General features: G+C 72.1%; 17 protein-coding genes. 2 read left to right on the top strand and 15 right to left on the bottom strand.

What is annotated here, in order from left to right; all coding sequences use genetic code 11:
- Positions 1-90: 90 nt before the first annotated feature.
- From glcF to EV671_RS13650, 11 genes are all read right to left on the bottom strand, one after another.
- Positions 91-1,338 carry a glycolate oxidase subunit GlcF gene (gene glcF / locus EV671_RS13700; protein WP_132572351.1) on the bottom strand — a complete coding sequence of 416 codons (1,248 nt, stop codon included), beginning with the start codon at positions 1,336-1,338 and terminating at the stop codon, positions 91-93.
- A 2-nt stretch (positions 1,339-1,340) separates the two neighbouring features.
- Positions 1,341-2,057: an LrgB family protein gene (locus EV671_RS13695; RefSeq protein WP_132572348.1), complete on the bottom strand. Its 717-nt coding sequence runs from the start codon at positions 2,055-2,057 to the stop codon at positions 1,341-1,343.
- Between the two features lies 1 nt (position 2,058).
- The gene (locus tag EV671_RS13690) at positions 2,059-2,409 is read right to left on the bottom strand and encodes a CidA/LrgA family protein (RefSeq protein ID WP_132572382.1); all 351 of its coding nucleotides are present in this window, start codon (positions 2,407-2,409) and stop codon (positions 2,059-2,061) included.
- Positions 2,410-2,411: 2 nt separating this feature from the next.
- Positions 2,412-3,482 carry a glycolate oxidase subunit GlcE gene (gene glcE / locus EV671_RS13685; protein ID WP_132572345.1) on the bottom strand — a complete coding sequence of 357 codons (1,071 nt, stop codon included), beginning with the start codon at positions 3,480-3,482 and terminating at the stop codon, positions 2,412-2,414.
- On the bottom strand, positions 3,479-4,972 hold the full coding sequence (locus EV671_RS13680) for an FAD-linked oxidase C-terminal domain-containing protein (RefSeq protein ID WP_132572342.1): 1,494 nt from the start codon (positions 4,970-4,972) through the stop codon (positions 3,479-3,481). The genes glcE and EV671_RS13680 overlap by 4 nt, the downstream gene beginning before the upstream one ends.
- A 21-nt stretch (positions 4,973-4,993) precedes the next feature.
- Positions 4,994-6,652: an L-lactate permease gene (locus EV671_RS13675; RefSeq protein ID WP_132572339.1), complete on the bottom strand. Its 1,659-nt coding sequence runs from the start codon at positions 6,650-6,652 to the stop codon at positions 4,994-4,996.
- Positions 6,653-6,828: 176 nt separating this feature from the next.
- Positions 6,829-7,710 carry a LysR substrate-binding domain-containing protein gene (locus EV671_RS13670; protein WP_132572336.1) on the bottom strand — a complete coding sequence of 294 codons (882 nt, stop codon included), beginning with the start codon at positions 7,708-7,710 and terminating at the stop codon, positions 6,829-6,831.
- A 12-nt stretch (positions 7,711-7,722) separates the two neighbouring features.
- Positions 7,723-8,583 carry a substrate-binding periplasmic protein gene (locus EV671_RS13665; RefSeq protein ID WP_132572333.1) on the bottom strand — a complete coding sequence of 287 codons (861 nt, stop codon included), beginning with the start codon at positions 8,581-8,583 and terminating at the stop codon, positions 7,723-7,725.
- A 21-nt stretch (positions 8,584-8,604) separates the two neighbouring features.
- A complete protein-coding gene (locus EV671_RS13660) occupies positions 8,605-9,345 on the bottom strand; it encodes a PhaM family polyhydroxyalkanoate granule multifunctional regulatory protein (protein WP_132572330.1) in 741 nt (246 codons plus the stop codon).
- 33 nt (positions 9,346-9,378) lie between these two features.
- Entirely contained in the window at positions 9,379-10,287 is a 909-nt protein-coding gene (locus tag EV671_RS13655; RefSeq protein ID WP_132572327.1) for a TraB/GumN family protein, read from the bottom strand.
- Positions 10,284-10,778 (bottom strand): retropepsin-like aspartic protease family protein, encoded by a 495-nt coding sequence (locus EV671_RS13650; protein ID WP_165917563.1) that lies wholly within the window; start codon positions 10,776-10,778, stop codon positions 10,284-10,286. The genes EV671_RS13655 and EV671_RS13650 overlap by 4 nt, the downstream gene beginning before the upstream one ends.
- A gap of 63 nt (positions 10,779-10,841) precedes the next feature.
- On the opposite strand from EV671_RS13650, the gene EV671_RS13645 reads away from it, so the two are divergent.
- Positions 10,842-11,330, top strand: coding sequence for a BON domain-containing protein (locus tag EV671_RS13645; RefSeq protein ID WP_132572321.1), 489 nt, complete (start codon positions 10,842-10,844; stop codon positions 11,328-11,330).
- A gap of 26 nt (positions 11,331-11,356) precedes the next feature.
- Complete coding sequence (locus tag EV671_RS13640; RefSeq protein WP_132572318.1) at positions 11,357-11,992, top strand: LysE family translocator; 636 nt, start codon at positions 11,357-11,359, stop codon at positions 11,990-11,992.
- Between the two features lie 6 nt (positions 11,993-11,998).
- Here EV671_RS13640 and EV671_RS13635 read toward each other — a convergent pair whose 3' ends face one another.
- Genes EV671_RS13635 through EV671_RS13620 form a run of 4 tightly spaced genes read right to left on the bottom strand, consistent with a single transcriptional unit; the run spans position 11,999 to position 16,843 of the window.
- Complete coding sequence (locus EV671_RS13635) at positions 11,999-12,907, bottom strand: c-type cytochrome (protein ID WP_132572315.1); 909 nt, start codon at positions 12,905-12,907, stop codon at positions 11,999-12,001.
- Positions 12,908-12,957: 50 nt separating this feature from the next.
- Positions 12,958-14,265, bottom strand: coding sequence for an ABC transporter permease (locus tag EV671_RS13630; RefSeq protein ID WP_207911153.1), 1,308 nt, complete (start codon positions 14,263-14,265; stop codon positions 12,958-12,960).
- Positions 14,265-15,572 carry an ABC transporter permease gene (locus tag EV671_RS13625; RefSeq protein ID WP_132572312.1) on the bottom strand — a complete coding sequence of 436 codons (1,308 nt, stop codon included), beginning with the start codon at positions 15,570-15,572 and terminating at the stop codon, positions 14,265-14,267. The genes EV671_RS13630 and EV671_RS13625 overlap by 1 nt, the downstream gene beginning before the upstream one ends.
- Entirely contained in the window at positions 15,572-16,843 is a 1,272-nt protein-coding gene (locus EV671_RS13620) for a TolC family outer membrane protein (protein WP_132572309.1), read from the bottom strand. Before EV671_RS13620 ends, EV671_RS13625 begins: the two co-directional genes overlap by 1 nt.

Here is a 16,843-nt window from a genome sequence, read left to right as displayed (position 1 = left end):
AGCGCTCGAACTCCTGCAGTTCCTTCATCAAGGCTCACCTCTTGCTTGAAGAAGTGCGCATAATGCCTTGAATTTACTAACACAGTAAGACTAGGCGGCCACGCCCCGCAGCGCGTCGTCCAGCACCTCCACCCAGTGCCGCACCGGCTGGGTCGTGCCGCTTTGCAGGTGCTGGATGCAGCCGATGTTGGCCGACACGATCTGCTCGGCCTGCAGCGGTGCCAGCGCCTGCAGCTTGCGGTCGCGCAGTTGCTTGGACAGCTCCGGCTGCAGCACGGAATAGGTACCGGCCGAGCCGCAGCACAGGTGGCTGTCGGTCGGCGCGCAGTCGATGCGGAAACCCAGCTCGCGCAGGGAGTCCTCGACCCCACCCTTGAGCTTCTGGCCATGCTGCAGCGTGCACGGCGGGTGGTAGGCCAGCGCGCCGGCCCTGGCCTTGAGCCGGGTCTTCAGCGCCGGCACCAGCTCGGGCAGCAGCTCGCTGAGATCCTTGGTCATCTCACTGACGCGGCGGGCCTTGTCGGCATAGGCCGGGTCATGGGCCAGTGCATGGCCATAGTCCTTCACCGTCACGCCGCAGCCCGAGGCATTCATCACCAGGGCCTCGACGCGCTCGCCCGGGCCGGCCAGCAGCGGCCACCAGGCGTCGATGTTGCGGCGCATGTCGGCCAGCGCCGCCTCGTGGTCGCCCAGATGCGCGCGGATCGCGCCGCAGCAGCCGGCTCCGTCGGCGACGACGGTCTGGATGCCGGCTGCGTCCAGCACGCGGGCCGTCGCGCTGTTGATGTTGGGCGCCATCGCCGGCTGCACGCAGCCCAGCAGCAACGCGACCTTGCGGTTGAGCTGGCGCGTCGGCCAGTCGTGGGCCGTGGCCGGCGGCCGGGCCGGCACCTTGTCCTTCAGCGCGGCCGGCACCAGCGGGCGCAGGGCCTGGCCCAGCCTCATCGCCGGCTTGAACAGCGGCGAGGTCAGCCCCTCCTTCAGCAGCCAGCGCACGCGCCGCTCGCCGCCCGGGCGCCCGACCTTGGCGTCCACGACGCGCCGGCCGATGTCGACCAGGTGGCCGTATTCGACGCCCGAGGGGCAGGTCGTCTCGCAGTTGCGGCAGGTCAGGCAGCGGTCCAGATGCAGCTGGGTCTCGCGCGTGGGCTCGGCGCCTTCGAGCACCTGCTTGATCAGGTAGATGCGGCCGCGCGGGCCGTCGAGCTCGTCGCCCAGCAGCTGGTAGGTCGGGCAGGTGGCCGTGCAGAAGCCGCAGTGCACGCAGCGGCGCAGGATGGCCTCGGCCTCGGCACCGTCGGACCTGCCGGCGAATTCGGGAGCAAGCGTCGTTTGCATGGCTAGAAGAAAAGCTGGAAGACGAGGGGCATCAGCAGCGAGGCCAGGATCACCTGCACGCCCAGGGCCAGGCTTGCATAGGCGCCGGCATCGGCGTCCACCTGCAGCGCGCGCGCCGCGCCCAGGCCGTGGGCGCAGGTGCCCAGCGCAAAGCCGCGCGCCACCATGGGCTTCACGCCGATCAGGTCGAACAGGTATTTGCCGCCCACCGCGCCGATCATGCCGGTCAGCACCGCGAACACCGCGGCCAGCGCCGGGATGCCGCCGATCTTCTCGGCAATGCCCATGGCCACCGGCGCCGTCACCGACTTGGTGGCCAGCGACGCGACCAGTTCCTGCGGCAGGCCCAGCGCCCAGCCGATGGCCACCGCGCTCAGCGAGGCCGCCGCGCCGCCCGCCAGCGCCGCGACGAGGATGGCGCCCCAGCGCCGGCGCAACTCCTCGCGCCGCTGCCACAGCGGCCAGGCCATCGCGACGACGGCCGGCCCGAGCAGGAAGTGGATGAACTGCGCGCCGGAGAAATAGGTCGGGTAGGGCGTGCCGCTGGCCAGCAGCAGCGCGGCCAGCACGGCCACGCTCCAGGGCACCGGGTTGGCCCAGGCCGCATGGCCCAGGCGCACATAGGCCGCGTGGGCCAGCACATAGACGGCCAGCGTGACGGTGAGGCCGAACAGCGGCGTCGCGCTGAGGTAGACCCAGAGCTGGACGAAGTCCTGCATGTCAGACCTTGCGCTCGCGCGCGAGCAAGGCGCGCAGCACCCAGGCCGTGACCGCCAGGCCCAGGCCGGTGGACAGCACGACGGCCAGCAGCAGGCGCAGGCCGAATTCGCCGATCAGGTGCAGATGGGTCATCACGCCCACGCCCACCGGCACGAAGAGCAGCGACAGGTGGCCGAGCAGCCCCTCGGCCGCCGGCTGCACCGTGTCGCGCAGCGGCCCCCAGCGCAGCGCGAGCAGCATCAGCAGCAGGCCCAGCACCGGCCCCGGCAGCGGCGCATGGCTGAGGCGCACCAGCACCTCGCCGAGCGCCTGGGCGATCAGCAGCAGCGTGAGGCCGCGCAGCAGCTGCACGCTCACAGCCCCGCGTAGAGGCGGCCGGGGTTGAAGACGCCGTGCGGGTCGAACGCGGCCTTGAGCCGGCGGTGGATGGCGGCCAGCGGCGCGGCCAGCGGTGCGAAGGCACCGGGCGACTTGTCCAGCGCGCGGAACAGCGTCGCATGCCCGCCCACGCCGGCCGCGGCTTCGCGCACCGCGGCGGCCTCCATCGGCGTGACGACCCAGCGCTGGGCGCCACCCCATTCGATCAGCTGCTCGCCGTGCAGCTTCAGCTCGGGCGCGGTGCTGGGCACGGAGAGGCGCCACAGCCGCGCGCCGCCGGCCACCGCGCGCGCGGCGCCGACGAAGAACTCGTCGCCCTGGTCGCGCAGGCCGGTCCAGAAGGGCTCGGCCAGGTCGGCCGGGATGAGGTCGCCGCCCAGCCTGCGGCAGGCCGCCTCGACCGCCGCCGCCGCACCGGCCAGGCGCAGCAGCAGCGCGCCGTCCCACCAGGCGCTGGCCTCGATGGGCAGGGGCTGTCCACCCCAGGCATTGAGGGCCTTCAGCGCGGCCGGCTGGTCCAGGTCGAAGCGCAGCGTGGCGCTCGCGGCCGGCAGGGGCAGCACCTTGAGCGTGACCTCGGTGATGAGGCCGAGCTGGCCCATGGAGCCGGCCAGCACGCGGCTGATGTCGAAGCCGGCCACGTTCTTCATCACCGTGCCGCCGAAGCTCAGCAGCTCGCCATTGCCGTTGATGAGGACGGCGCCCAGCACATGGTCGCGCACCGAGCCCAGGGCCGCGCGACTGGGGCCGGACAGGCCGGCCGCCACCATGCCGCCCACCGTGCCCCGCCCGCCGAAGCGTGGCGGCTCGAAGGCGAGGCGCTGGCGCTGGGCGGCCAGAGCGGTCTCGACGTCCGCGATGGGTGTGCCGGCCAGCGCGCTGAGGTAGAGCTCACTGGGCTCGTAGGCCGTGATGCCGTTCAGGGCCAGCGTGGACAGCACCTCGCCGGCCGGCGCCTCGCCGTAGAAATCCTTGCTGCCGTGGCCGGTGATGCGCAGCGGTGTGCGGGCGGCGCGGATCTGCGCCTGCAGGTCGTCGAAGTTCAAAACCGCTCCAGCTCAGGAAACGCCAGCAGCCCGCGCTTCACATGCATGCGGCCGTACTCGGCGCAGCGGTGCAGCGTCGGGATCTGCTTGCCGGGATTCAGCGTGCCGGCGGGGTCGAAGGCGGCCTTGAGCTTCAGCATCTGCTCGCGCTCCTCGGGGCTGAACTGCACGCACATGGAATTGAGCTTCTCGACGCCCACGCCGTGCTCGCCGGTCACGGTGCCGCCCAGGGCAACGCTGCGCTCCAGGATCTCGGCGCCGAAGAGCTCGCAGCGGTGCAGCTGGTCGGGGTCGTTGGCATCGAACAGGATCAGCGGATGCAGGTTGCCGTCGCCGGCGTGGAAGACGTTGGCGCAGCGCAGGCCGTATTTCTTCTCCATCTGCTGGATGTCCAGCAGGATGGTGGCGAGGTGCTTGCGCGGGATGGTCGAGTCCATGCACATGTAGTCGGGGCTGATGCGGCCGGACGCCGGGAAGGCGTTCTTACGGCCGCTCCAGAAGCGCAGGCGCTGGGCCTCGTCGGCGCTGGCCTGCACGTCGGTCGCGCCGCTGCCGCGCAGCACGGCGTCCATGCGCGCGATCTCCTCGGCCACCTCCTCGGGCGTGCCGTCGCTCTCGCACAGCAGGATGGCCTCGGCCGTCAGGTCGTAGCCGGCGTGCACGAAGTCCTCGACAGCGGCCGTCATGGGCTTGTCCATCATCTCCAGGCCGGCCGGGATGATGCCAGCCGCGATCAGCGCCGCCACCGCGTCGCCGGCCTTGCGCACGTCGTCGAAGCTGGCCATCAGGCAGCGCGCCAGCTGCGGCTTGGGCACGAGCTTGACGGTGACCTCGGTGACGACGGCCAGCATGCCCTCGCTGCCCACCACCAGCGCCAGCAGGTCCAGGCCGGCGGCGTCCAGCGCCTCAGCTCCGAACTCCACAGCTTCGCCCTCCACAGTAAAGCCGCGCACCCGCAACACGTTGTGCAGCGTGAGGCCGTACTTCAGGCAGTGCACGCCGCCCGAGTTCTCGGCGATGTTGCCGCCTATGGTGCAGGCGATCTGGCTGCTGGGGTCGGGCGCGTAGTAGAGGCCGTGCGGGGCCGCGGCCTCGCTGATGGCGAGGTTGCGCACGCCGCATTGCACGCGGGCCGTGCGGGCCTCGGGGTCGATGGCGATGATCTTGTTGAACCTGGCCAGGGCCAGCGTGAGGCCGGCCTCGTGCGGCATCGCGCCGCCCGAGAGGCCGGTGCCGGCGCCGCGCGCGACCACCGGCACGCCCAGCGCATGGCAGGCCTTCAGCACGGCGGCCACCTGGGCCTCGGTCTCGGGCAGGGCCACGGCGAGGGGCCGCTGGCGGTAGGCGGTCAGGCCGTCGCACTCGTAGGGCGTGGTCTGCTCGGCCTGGTGCAGCAGCGCATGCGGCGGCAGCAGCGGCGCCAGGGCCGCCACCAATTGCCGCAGGCGCGCAGCTCGGTCAAAGCCGGGGTCTTGGGCGGAAGCATTCATCGCCGGCAGACTGTAGCGGTCTCAATGAACGAGCCAGGTGAAGGGCGGCACATAGGCCTGCAGCGTGACGAAGAAGCCCACCAGTGCGGCCAGCGCGATCGAATGGAAGAACACATAGCGCAGGATGGGGCCCTCGCCGTTGCGCCAGCCCGTGGCCGTGGACGCGACGACGATGGACTGCGCATCGATCATCTTGCCCATCACGCCGCCGGCGCTGTTGGCCGCGCCCATCAGGTTGGGGTTCAGCCCGAGCTGCTCGGCCGCCACCTTCTGCATGCCGCCAAAGAGCACGTTGCTGGCGGTGTCGGAGCCGGTCATGGCCACGCCCAGCCAGCCCATCAGCGTGCCGAAGAAGGGGTAGAGCACGCCGGTGTTGGCGAAGGCCAGTCCCAGCGTCGTGTCCAGGCCGCTGAAGCGGGTCAGCGTGCCCAGGGCCAGCATCAGCACGATGGTGAGCAGCGAGGTGCGCACCAACCACACCGTCTGGCCGAAGCAGCGCACGAGGCCGCCGAAGCGGTAGCCCATCACCAGGCCGCCGACGACGGCCGCCAGCAGGATGCCGGTGCCGGTGGCGGACAGCAGGCCGAACACATACTCGGCCGCCTCAGCCGTGGGCTTGGGCACGACGGGCGCGACCTTCTCGACCAGCTTGTGCAAGCCGTCGATGGTGAACTTGGGCGCGAAGATGCCGTTCAGCGCGGCCTTGGTGGCCGGCAGTCCCCAGGCGAAGACGAAGACGGTCAGGATGACCCAGGGCGTCCAGGCCTTCACGACCGCGGCGCGCGGATGGGCCGCGGGCTGGCGTGGCGGCTTGGCCTCGCCGCCGTCCTGCTCATGGCCGCGCAGCGACACCGAGGTCCAGATACGTCGCGGCTGCCAGACGCGCAGGAAGGCCACTAGCGCGATCATCGAGCACATGGCGGCGATGACGTCCACCAGCTCGGGGCCGATGAAGTTGCTGACGAGGTATTGCGGGATGGCGAAGGACAGGCCCGTGACCCCGATGGCCGGCGAGATCTCCCACATCGCCTTGCGACCGGCGAAGGCCCAGATCAGCCAGAACGGCACCAGCAGCGAGAAGAAAGGCAGCTGGCGGCCGATCATGCCGGACACGGCCATCAGGTCGTAGCCATGCACCTTGGCCAGCGTGATGACCGGCGTGCCGAGCGCGCCATAGGCCACGGGCGCCGTGTTGGCGATCAAGCTCAGGCCCGAGGCGGCCAGCGGCGAGAAGCCCAGGCCGATCAGGATGGCCGCCGTGACGGCCACCGGGGTGCCGAAGCCGGCGGCGCCCTCGAAGAAGGCGCCGAAGGCGAAGGCGATCAGCAGCAACTGCAGGCGCCGGTCCTGGGTGATGCCGGCGATGGAGTCCTGCAGCACCTGGAAGCTGCCGTTCTTCTCGGTCAGCTGGTGCAGGAAGATGATGTTGAGCACGATCCAGCCGATGGGCAGCAGGCCGGTCAATCCACCCAGCAGCGCGGCGCGGCTGGCCATGCCGGCCGGCATGCCGAAGGCGAACACCGCGATCAGGAAGGCGCTCGCGAGGCCGGCGGCCGCCGCCACATGGGCCTTGAGGTGGAACACGCCCAGGCCCAGCAGCATGACCACCACGGGCACGGCGGCCACGAGGGTGCTGAGCCCCATGTTGTCGAAAGGGTTGTAGACCTGTTGCCAGACCATCGTCGTCTCCGGTTTTTTGAAAGCTTGGGCCTCGGCCGGAATCCGGCGGGCTGTGGGGCGCGATGGTGAGGCGCCGGCCGGTTGACGGCGTGAATCCTGCTGCGCCGGCGCGTGAAGAAATTTCAGCCGCCGTGGCCGACACAGGGTTGGCCCGGAGGGTCCCCGTCAGGTCGACGTCAGGCGAGGGCCCGGGTCAACCACTCGACGAAGGCCGCACATTCCCAGCGCTCCAGCGTGCCCGGCTTCCAGCACAGGTAATGGTGGAAGCTCGAACCCACCGTGCGCGGCGACAGGCGCAGCAGCCGCCCCGCGTCCAGCCAGGAGGCGCCCAGCTTCATGCGCATCAGCGCGACGCCGAAGCCTGCCGCCGCGGCGTCCAGCACCAGGCCCAGGTCGTTGAACTGCGCGCCGACGCGCGGCTCGTCCAGCTGCAGGCCATGGGCCTCGAACCAGCTGCTCCAGGGCGCCAGCGGGCTGCGGATCAGGTGGGCGCGGCGGATGTCGGCCACGTTGTCGAAGCCTTCGAAGGGGCCGTGCTCGTGCAGGTAGTCGGGGCTGCAGACGGGCGTCAGCTCATCGGTCAGCACGCGCCGGCTCTCAAGTCCTGCGTATTCGCCGGTGCCGAAGCGGATTTCCAGATCGGCGTCCTCGGACTTCATGTCGGCCAGCGGGATGGCCACCTGCATGATCAACTCGACCTCCGGGTTGGCATGGCGGAACAGCGCCAGCCGCGGCAGCAGGATCTGGCGCGAGAAGGTCGGCGTGACGGCCAGGCGCAGGCGCACGCCCTGCGGCCGCACGCCGGCGGCGCCCGGGATCTTCTGCAGCGCGGCCAGGCCCTGGCGCACCGAAGGCAGGTAGGCCTGGCCCTGCTCGGCGAGCATGAAGTCGCGCCCGAACAGCTTGAAGCCCAGCTGCGACTCCAGCTGGCGGATGCGGTGGCTGACGGCGCTGGGCGTGACCGCCAGCTCCTCGGCCGCGGCGCTGACGCTGCGCAGCCGCGCGACGGCCTCGAAGGCCTGCAGGCATTGAATGGGCGGGATGCGCGGTGCGGCCATGCTCGATGCGCCTCAGCCGTCCACCAGCAGCCAGTAGCCGGCCTTGTGCAGCGGCGTCTGCGGCGGCAGCAATGGGTTGTTCAGCAGGATACGGGTGCGCTGCAGCAGGCGATGGCGGCTGATCAGGTCGCCGAAGTGCTGCTGGAACAGGCGTGCGAAGCTGCCGTCGGCCACCATGGCATCGAGGCCGCGCTGCAGGTCGGCGGCCAGCTCGGGGCGGTCGCGCCGCACGAACAGATAGGACGCCGCCGGATAGCGCAGCAGCACGTGGGGCTCGACGACCAGGCCCGCCGCCATGCCGCTGGCGATCTCGCCGTCGATCTCGAAGGCCGCGCGCGGGAAATAGTCGACGCGGCCCAGGCGCAGCATGTCGAACAGCGCCGTGTAGCGGGAGGCACCGCGCACGGTCAGGCCGTTGGCGCGCAGGATCTCGGTGTCGGGCCAGTCCAGGCCCTGGCCGGCCACATAGGGGCGCAAGTCCTCCAGCGAGCGCACGGACTGCCAGCGGTCGACATGCTCGGGCCTGACGAAGGCCAGCCGGAAGCCGATCAGCCCGCGGTCCACGGGCACGCGCACCGGCTGCAGCAAGGCCTCGCGCTCGATGCTGGTCATGGTCCAGGCCAGGTCCAGGCTGCCGGTCGCGTCGGCCAGCTCGCGCAGCACGCGGGACTGGGTCATGGGTTGCGCGGACTCGGCGATCTGATAGCTGGCGCCGCTGCGCTGCAGCGCCTGACGGATCAGGGCCTCGTGGTAGCGCCACAGCAAGACGCGGCTCTCATCATGCAGCGGATAGAGCAGCGTTGTGGGCGCCCCGCCGGCATGCCCGGCCACGGCCTCGGCCATCAGCAGCGAGAGCAAGGTGCGCCGCCTCATGACCCGGCCCGGACGGGGCGGTCAGGCCTTGCGCTTGGCGGCGGGGGCGCGCTTGCGGGCCGGGGCCGGTGGCCTGGCGCTGCCGGGCGCAACGCCGGCAAGCCCCTTGGCCACGCTGCCGACGACGGCGCCGGGCATGGTCGCGGCCTTGCGCAGCGTGTCGCTGGCGGCGTCGAAGCTCTGCTTGACCAGGCTGCCGGCGAGGTTCTTGGCGGCGTCGGTGGCGGTGTCCTTCATCGCCGACGTGGCCAGCTGCGTGAACTGCTGGCTCAGCGCCGTCCACCACTGCGTGGGGTCGATGGCGGCGGCCGGGTTGGCCGCGGCGGCCTTGGCGGCGTCACCGGCCGTCTTCACGGTCCTGGCGGCGGTCTTGGCCGCCGTCTTGGCCACGGTCTTGGCGGCGGCCTGGGCCGCGGGCGCCGCAGCGGCCAGCACCTCGGGCGGCACGCCGGGCCAGGCCGGGGCCTCGGGCAGCTTCAGGCTGTCGCGCAGCTCGGCCAGCGGCACGTTCATGGATTTCAGCGTGGACAGCGTCATGCGCTGCACCTCCAGCGCCTGGATGGTGGCGGCCAGCATGCGGGCGTTCTGCTCCAGCCAGAACTGCACGGTGCGCAGCTCCTCGATGCGCTTGGCCAGCTCCTCGGGGTTGAGCGTGGGCGCGACCCACTGGCCGATGCCGGGCAGGGCCGAGCCGGCGTTCTTGACGAGGCCCTGCAGGAATTCGAAACCGGGCACGAACTTGGTGAAGCTGTTGTCGGTCATAGCGTCTCCTTGGGGCCTGTTGTGGACGTGATGCTACTTGCTGGGCAGCAGGGCCTGCACCTCGAAACCCCGCGCCGCCAGCAGACCGGGCAGGGCCTCGGGTCCGCTCATGTGCAGCGCGCCCACGGCCACCAGCAGGCGCTGACCGGCACCATGCAGCGCATCGATGCGCGCGGCAAGCTGCGTGTTGCGATCATCGTTGACGCGCTTGAGCCAGGCCCGCTCGGCCGGGCTGTCGGCGCAGGCGCACCAGCGCGGGTAGTCGGCCAGCGCCTTGAGGTCGCCACGCGCCCAGGTCGCGGCCAGCTTGCGCAGCGGTGCGCGCAGCTCGCCGCGCTGCAGTTGGCGCAGCGTGCCGTCGATGAGTTCCGGCAGCTCGGCGGCCTCGGGCTCCAGCGCCGTCAGTTGCTCGTCCACGCTCTCCAGCGACTGCACCGGCCGGTGCTCGGCCTTGGCCCAGGCCAGCAGCATCAGGTCTTGGCCATAGGCGGCGTCGAAGCCGTCGCGGCGCGCCTCCATCAGCGTCAGCGTGCTGAGCTGCAGCATGGCCGGCAGCGCGGCCAGCGCGGTGGGCGGCAGGCAGGCCGCGCGGGCTTGCGCCTCGACGCGCCGCGCCTGGGCCGGCGGCAGCGGCCCGGCCTGCGGCGCCGCAGCCAGCGCGGGGCCGACATCGGCCGGGTCCAGCTCCACGGCCAGCACCTCGGTCTCATCCCAGGCCTTGCGCAGCGCCGGGCCGGGGTAGGCCCATTCGGCCTTGCCGACATGCAGGCTGCCGTAGAGATAGCTGCTGTGCCCGCCGCGGCTAATGCGCCACAGCAGGCCGCGGTCCGGCGCCGCGGCGGCCCAGCGCACGGCCTGCTCGGCCGTGGGCTGCACCGGCACCGGCGGGCAGGCGGCATGGGCGCCGACGGCGAACAGCGCAAGAAGAAGGGCACGGATCATGGCTGGGGTTCGATGCGGAGCTCGCCCGGTTTTTGCGTGAAGTGCAGGCGGCCGAGAACGTCCATGCCGAGCAGGGGCGCGCCCAGCGTCGGCAGCACGGTGACCGTCAGGCGCTCGGCCCGCACGCCGCCGTCCAGGCTCACGTCGGCCCGGGCGACGAAGCCCTGCACGGCGCCGGCCGCCGTCTGCGTGCGCACGGCCCCCAGCGGCTTCAGGCCGGCGCGCTCGGCCAGACTCTGCGGCAGGGCCGTGGCCGTGGCGCCGGTGTCGACGAGGAAGTCCACCTCGACGTCGCCGACGCGGCCGGGCCAGTGGAAATGGCCGTCGTCGGCGCGCGTCAGCACGACGGTCTCGCCGGCGAGCTGGAAGCGGCTGGCGACGCGCTCGCGCTCCCAGGCCTTGAAGCCGAGGAAGACGACGAGGCCGACGAGGCCGACGAGCAGCCAGATCGTCAGCAGCTTGAAGGTGTGGGGCAGTTCCTGTTGGGACACGGCGGTTGGCAACCCGGGTTTGCTGGGTGAGCAACGATAACCGCGCGGCCCAGAATCGGCGCCATGAAGCTGTGGATGGCCTTGCTGCTGGCCGGTGGCGTCGACGACGCGCAGTTGCTGAACCGCTTCGGCGACCCCTTCGAGCCGCTGTCGGCCGACATCGCCGGCTGCGCGGAGCCGGTCGGCCCGCGCATTTCGGCCGCCGAGGCGCGCGTGCAGGCCCACCACCGGGCCGAGCGCGGCACCACCTGCTGGCTCAGCGGCGAATGCAGCGAGCCCAATGCCTACCGCTACGACGCGCGCATCGCCGCCGCGCTGCGCGAGCGCCTCGCCGCCCTGCCCGTGCTGCACCCGAGCAGCCTGTGGCTGACCGTGCAGGGGCGCGTCGTCTACCTGGAGGGCTGCGTCGCGGGCGCCGACCAGGGCGCGGCGCTGGAGGCCGCGGCGCGCGCCCTGCCCGATGTGCAGCAGGCCCTGGCCGTCGTCGCCATCGGCGCCGCAGCCCGGCCGCCCTATCGCGTGATGCCGCCCCGCCCTGCTGACAAGGACTGACATCGCCGCCGCCCAGACTGCGCGGCATGGACACCACCCCCTACACCCACCTCTGGCTCTACGCCGTGCTCGTCTTCGGCATCATCGTGCTGCCCGGCATGGACATGGCCTTCGTGCTCGCCAGCGCGCTGGCCGACGGCGCCCGCGCCGGCTTCGCGGCCGTGGCCGGCATGGTCGTCGGCGGCTTCGTGCATGTGCTGGCGAGCGCGCTGGGCATCAGCCTGCTGCTGCAGGCCTGGCCCACGCTGTTCGATGTGCTGCTGACCGCCGGCGGCCTCTATGTGGCCTGGATGGGCTGGCAGCTGTGGCGCGGCGCCGGCGCGCTGGGCGCCGTGCAGGCCGGCACATCGCGGCCGCTGCCGGCCACCTTCGGCCGCGCGGTGCTGACCTGCCTGATGAACCCCAAGGCCTATCTGTTCTGCCTGGCCGTCGTGCCGCAGTTCATCCGCCCCGAGCTGGGCCGCGTCGCGCTGCAGGGCTTCGTGCTCTTCCTGATCGGCGCGGCGGCCCAGGTGCTGATCTATGGCGGCATGGCGCTGGCGGCCGGCCGCGTGCGCATCTGGCTGGCCGGCAGCGCGGCCACGCAGGTGACGGCTGGGCGTGCCGTGGGCGCCCTGCTGCTCGCCACCGCCGCCTGGACGCTGGCGAGCGGCTGGCGCTAGCCTGGGCTAACGGTTGCCAGCGTCCTTGGCCGGCAGCGTCTTCAGGAAGGCGTGCAGGCCGCGCAGGTCGACCTCGTTGAGCTGCGACAGCGACGGGAAGGGCATCACGGGGATGGCCTCTCCGCTCGGGCGTCTGCCGCTCTTCATCATTGCCATGAAGGCGTCGACGCTGGCATAGCGTTCCATCATCACGCTGTCGCTGCCGGGCGTCAGGTTGGCCGCGGCCGGCCAGTCCGGCGGACCGCCGGGGATCTTGCCGCCGGAATAGCCGGGGCCGTGGCAGCCCATGCACATCTGCGCGACGTAGCGGCCGTGCTCGGCGGTCGGCCCCTCGGGCACGGGCGCGGCGGGTGGCAGGCTGTGGTCGATCTTGGCGGCGGCGTCCTGGATCAGGCCGAGGCCGTAGAGCACGCGCACCGGCGGCGGGAACCGGATGAGGGCCGTCTCGCCGTGCGACATGGCGGGCAGCTGCTTCGCGTAGGCGACCAGCGCGCCGACGTCGGCATCGGTGAGGCGGTTGTAGTCCTCGCTGGGCATGATGAGCAGCGGCCGGCCGTCGGGCTTGACGCCGTGGCGGATGGCGCGCACCCAGTCCTCGACGCGGTAGTTGGCCGTCACCGCGCCCGGCCCCGGGCCGATGTGGGGCGCGATGACGAGCATGCCGCCGCCATCGATGACCTTGCGGCCGGCGCCGTCGGCACCATGGCATTCGGCGCAGCCGCGCGAACTGAACAGGTAGCGGCCGCGCTCCAGGGCCGCGGCCTCGGTGGGCAGGGCAATGGCTTCGGCGCGCACGTCGATGCGGCGCTCCTGCTTGCGCCCGGCCTGCAGCCAGCCCGTGAGCAGGATGGCGGCGACGATCAGCAGCAGCGCGCCGAGCGCGATCAGCAGCCGCTTGAGCAGCTTGGATTTCATGGCCCCTCCTTTTCCGGGGGCTCGCCCCGGTTCGCTCCGGTGCAGCTCCTTCAGCTGCGCAGCGCCGCCACCGGCGACAGCCGTGCGGCGCGCCGGGCCGGCACCCAGACGGCGACCTGGCCCAGCAGCCACAACGATAGGGCACCGGTGGGCAGATACACCCAGGGCAAACGCTCAAGCTCGTAGCTCTGCATCAGCAGATGGCTCAGGCCCAACGCACCGGCCAGGCCGATGGCGATGCCGGTCGTCGTCAGCAGCAGGTTCTCGAGCTGGAAGTAGCGCAGGATCTGGCCCTCCGTCGCGCCCAGCGCCCGGTGCGTGCCGATCATGCGTGTGCGCTGCTGCACCCAGAAGCTGGCCAGGCCGACGATGCCCATGGCCGTGACGAGCAGCAGCGCGACGCAGACGCCGCTCATCAGCCAGGCCATCGCGCGGTCCTGGGCGTAGAACTCCGCGCGCATGTCGAGCAGCGCCCGCGACTTCGTGACGACGCGGTTCGGATCGACGGCTTCGAGCGCCGCCGCGGCGGCCTTGATCTGCGCGTCCAGCCGCCCGGCCTCGGTGCGCACGACATAGCTGCCGCCGCCACGCAGCGGGAAGAGCATCGCGTAGCCGCCACTGTCGCGGGCCCGGTGCAGGTAGGGGTGGGTCAGTGTCTCGACGACGCCGACGACGGTGGACGGCGAGGCGCCGAACACGTAGATCACGCGGCCCAGTGCCGAGCGGCCGGGAAAGAGCTTGTCGGCCATCGCCTTGTTGATGATGACCTGGCCGACATGGGCCTCGGGCTCGCTGAAGACCTTGTTGCTGTCCAGCACCTCGTCGGCCGTGAAGTTGCGGCCCTCGACGAGCCTGAGGCCGAAGGCGGGCAGCAGTTGCTCGTCGCCCTCGTACTGGGCGGCGGCAACGCGAGGCCCCTTGCTGTCGGGCTCCAGCGCCACGCCGCTGTTGTTGCTGTTGTTGCCGTAGACGATCTGGTTGACCGACGTGGCCGCCTTCACACCGGGCAGGGCGCGCAGCCGCGCCACGTCCTCGGCGACGATGCCGGCCGAGCGCTCGGGCGGCACGGGCTTGCTGCCGCGCACCTCCAGCACCGCCATCTCGGGCTCGGCCAGGCCGCTGTCGGCGTTGAGGAAGTCGACGCGGGTCTGGATCAGGTGCAGCGCGTTCGTGACGATGGTGCAGGTCAGCGCCACCTCCAGCACGATGAGGCCGGCCGCGATGCGATGGCGGCGCAGCGTCGACAGGATGGGCCGCAGGTCCAGCAGCAGCCCATGCAGGGCCGCGGCCAGGCCGGCGGAGCGCCCCGGCGCGGCGGGGTCGAGGGGCAGCGTCGAGGAAGAAGAGGAGGCGGACATCACTGCACCTTCAGTTGGACGGCGGGGGTGACGAGGGCCGCGCGCCAGGCCGGCAGCAGGCCGGCGCACAGGCTGGCGACGAGGGACAGGCCCAGCGTCAGCGCGAGCATGGGGGCGTCGAGTTCGGCGAGGCGGGCGTAGTCGTTGGGGCTGTGGCGCACCAGCCAGAGCCCGCCCTGCGCGAACGCGAGGCCCAGCAGAGCACCGACGACGCCGAGCAGCCCGGCCTCGACGACGAACTGCGCGAAGACCGCGCGCCGCGTCGCACCCAGCGCCCGGCGCACGCCGATCTCGCCGGCGCGGCGCAGCGTCTTGGCCAGCAGCAGGCCCACCATGTTGACGATGCAGACGAGCAGGAAGCCGAAGGCCAGCCAGGTCTGCAGGCGCACGTCGGCGGGCAGCACCTTCTGCGCGCCCAGCCATTCCATGACGTTGCGCAGCCTCACGTTCGTCGGGCGCTGGAAGCGGCCGGCGGCGCGCTGGGCCTCGGAGTAGTGCACGAGGTAGTCGCGGTAGGCCTTGGCGTCGTCGGGGCTGTCGAGCTCGACCCAGTACTGGATGAAGGAACAGCTCGCGGCCGGGTCCATGGGCGAACCGCCATTGGCGCCCTTGCCCCAGCAATCCATATTCCCCCAGTGGCCGACCTTGAGCAGCATGGCCGTCGAGAAGGGCAGGAAGAAGTCCTCCGACTCGGCGAAGCCGCCCAGCGTCAGGTCGTAGAAGTGCGGCTGGAACCTCCAGGGCTTGAGCACGCCGACGACGCGCAGCGTCTGGCCGCGCACGATGAGTTCGCGGCCGACGCTGTCGGCGCCGCCGAAGAGCTTGTCGTTCAGCGCCGCCGAGATGACGGCCACGCGCGCCTCGCCTGCGTCGTCGGCCGCGCTCCAGCCGCTGCCGTACTGCCAGGGCGCGTCGAACATCGCGAAGAAGTCGCTCGTCGTGTAGCGGGTGCTGGAGAAGATCGGCTTGATGCGGCCATCGCCGACGCCGACGGCCACATTGGTCGCACTCATCATGGCCTGGCGGCGGGCCTTGCCGTCGCGCAGCAGCGCGGTCGCGTCGAAGCGGCTGAGGTCGAAGGTGGGCTCCTTGCCGGCCTCCCAGCCGATGATCTCGCCCGCGTCCAGCTGCACGTTGAAGAGCCGCGCGCTCTTGGCCGGGATGGGGTCGCCGGACAGCACGTGGTAGACGGTCAGCGTCGTCATGCAGGCGCCGATGCCGAGAGCCAGGGCCAGCACCATCAGCGCCGACAGGCCCTTGGAGGCGCGGGCGCTGCGGGCGGCGAGTTCGAGGTAGTGCAGGAACATCAGCGTGTCTCCAACAAGGCGTTGACGGCGGCGAGCTCGGCGTCGCCGAGCGAGCCGGCGGCCTGGTGCAAGGCCAGCAGGGCCAGCACATGGCGGTGGCGGACCTGGGTCTGGGCGTTCTGCGCCGCGGTCAGGGTCTGGATGGCGAGCAGCAGGTCGGTCGTGCTGCGCGTGCCCAAGGCGAGGCCGGTGCGCGTGGCGCCGAGCGCGCGCTCGGCGGCCTCGACGGCGGCCTGCGCGGCACTCAGCTGGGCCGCGCCCTGCCCCACCGCCAGATGCTCGGCGCGCACCTCGCGCAGCACTGCGCGGCGGCCGGCCTCGAGCTGCTCGCGCGCGGCATCGCGCTGGAAGCCGGCGCGGTCGGCCGCCGCGCCGGTCGCGCCACCGGCGAACAGCGGCACGGTCAGGCGCAGCGCGACCTGGGTGGGCGTGCGGCCCGCGTCGAGCAGCGGCACGCCGTCGCCGCGCTGGCGCGTCGTGTCGACGCCGAGGCTGAGCGTCGGCAGGTGACCGGCGCGGGCCGACGCGATGCGCTGCTCGCTGGCCCGCAAGTCCAGCTGCAGCGCGCGCAGCCCGGGGTTGGCGGCTTCGGCGCGCCGCGCCCAGGCCTCGGCGTCGTCGGGCAGCGGCTGGGCGACGAGGTCGCCGCGCAGCGGCTGCAGCGCGGGCGGCGCAGCGCCGGTCAGCTGGGCCAGGGCCTCGCGGGCATCGGCCAGCGCGAGCTCGGCGGCCAGCGTGTTCGAGCGCGCCAGCTCGCGGTAGGCGCGCGACTGGTCGGCCTCGACCTGGGCCGACAGGCCGGCCTTGAAGCGGCTCTCGGCCTCGTTGACCTGGCGGTCGAAGGCCTCCTCGTTGGCGCGCGCGGTGGCGAGCTGGGCTTGGGCCGACAGCAGGCCGAAATAGGCGTCGGCGACGCGGGCGCGCGCGGCCTGCTCGGCGGCAACGAGGCGCTCAGCCTGGGCCGAGGCCTGACTGCGGCTGGCATCCCATTCGCGCAGCGCGGCGAGGTCGATCAGCGGCTGGCTGAGGCTGCTCGTCGTCGTGTTCCAGCGGTTGCCGCCGCTATCGCGCAGCTCGTCGCGCTCCAGCTTCCACTGCGGCAGCAGTGCCGCGCGGGCCTCGCGCGCCGTGGCCTCCTGCGCGCCGCTGAGGGCCGCGGCCTGGCGCAGCAGCGGGTCGGCCGCGCGCGCCTGGGCCCAGACCTGCAGCAGGTCGTCGGCATGTGCCGCCGTGGCGGCCAGCAGCACGAGGGCGAGGGGCAGTCGACGCAT

Source organism: Roseateles saccharophilus (assembly GCF_004342485.1).
Lineage (GTDB): Bacteria > Pseudomonadota > Gammaproteobacteria > Burkholderiales > Burkholderiaceae_C > Pelomonas > Pelomonas saccharophila.
This window is presented reverse-complemented; position numbering and strand designations above follow the sequence as displayed.

Excerpts from the sequence above, each read along its gene's own strand:
- glcF (WP_132572351.1), bottom strand. The coding sequence starts at position 1,338 with ATGCAAACGACGCTTGCTCCCGAATTCGCCGGCAGGTCCGACGGTGCC.
- EV671_RS13695 (WP_132572348.1), bottom strand. The coding sequence starts at position 2,057 with ATGCAGGACTTCGTCCAGCTCTGGGTCTACCTCAGCGCGACGCCGCTG.
- EV671_RS13680 (WP_132572342.1), bottom strand. The coding sequence starts at position 4,972 with ATGAATGCTTCCGCCCAAGACCCCGGCTTTGACCGAGCTGCGCGCCTG.
- EV671_RS13675 (WP_132572339.1), bottom strand. The coding sequence starts at position 6,652 with ATGGTCTGGCAACAGGTCTACAACCCTTTCGACAACATGGGGCTCAGC.
- EV671_RS13670 (WP_132572336.1), bottom strand. The coding sequence starts at position 7,710 with ATGGCCGCACCGCGCATCCCGCCCATTCAATGCCTGCAGGCCTTCGAG.
- EV671_RS13665 (WP_132572333.1), bottom strand. The coding sequence starts at position 8,583 with ATGAGGCGGCGCACCTTGCTCTCGCTGCTGATGGCCGAGGCCGTGGCC.
- EV671_RS13660 (WP_132572330.1), bottom strand. The coding sequence starts at position 9,345 with ATGACCGACAACAGCTTCACCAAGTTCGTGCCCGGTTTCGAATTCCTG.
- EV671_RS13655 (WP_132572327.1), bottom strand. The coding sequence starts at position 10,287 with ATGATCCGTGCCCTTCTTCTTGCGCTGTTCGCCGTCGGCGCCCATGCC.
- EV671_RS13645 (WP_132572321.1), top strand. The coding sequence starts at position 10,842 with ATGAAGCTGTGGATGGCCTTGCTGCTGGCCGGTGGCGTCGACGACGCG.
- EV671_RS13640 (WP_132572318.1), top strand. The coding sequence starts at position 11,357 with ATGGACACCACCCCCTACACCCACCTCTGGCTCTACGCCGTGCTCGTC.
- EV671_RS13635 (WP_132572315.1), bottom strand. The coding sequence starts at position 12,907 with ATGAAATCCAAGCTGCTCAAGCGGCTGCTGATCGCGCTCGGCGCGCTG.
- EV671_RS13630 (WP_207911153.1), bottom strand. The coding sequence starts at position 14,265 with ATGTCCGCCTCCTCTTCTTCCTCGACGCTGCCCCTCGACCCCGCCGCG.
- EV671_RS13625 (WP_132572312.1), bottom strand. The coding sequence starts at position 15,572 with ATGTTCCTGCACTACCTCGAACTCGCCGCCCGCAGCGCCCGCGCCTCC.
- EV671_RS13620 (WP_132572309.1), bottom strand. The coding sequence starts at position 16,843 with ATGCGTCGACTGCCCCTCGCCCTCGTGCTGCTGGCCGCCACGGCGGCA.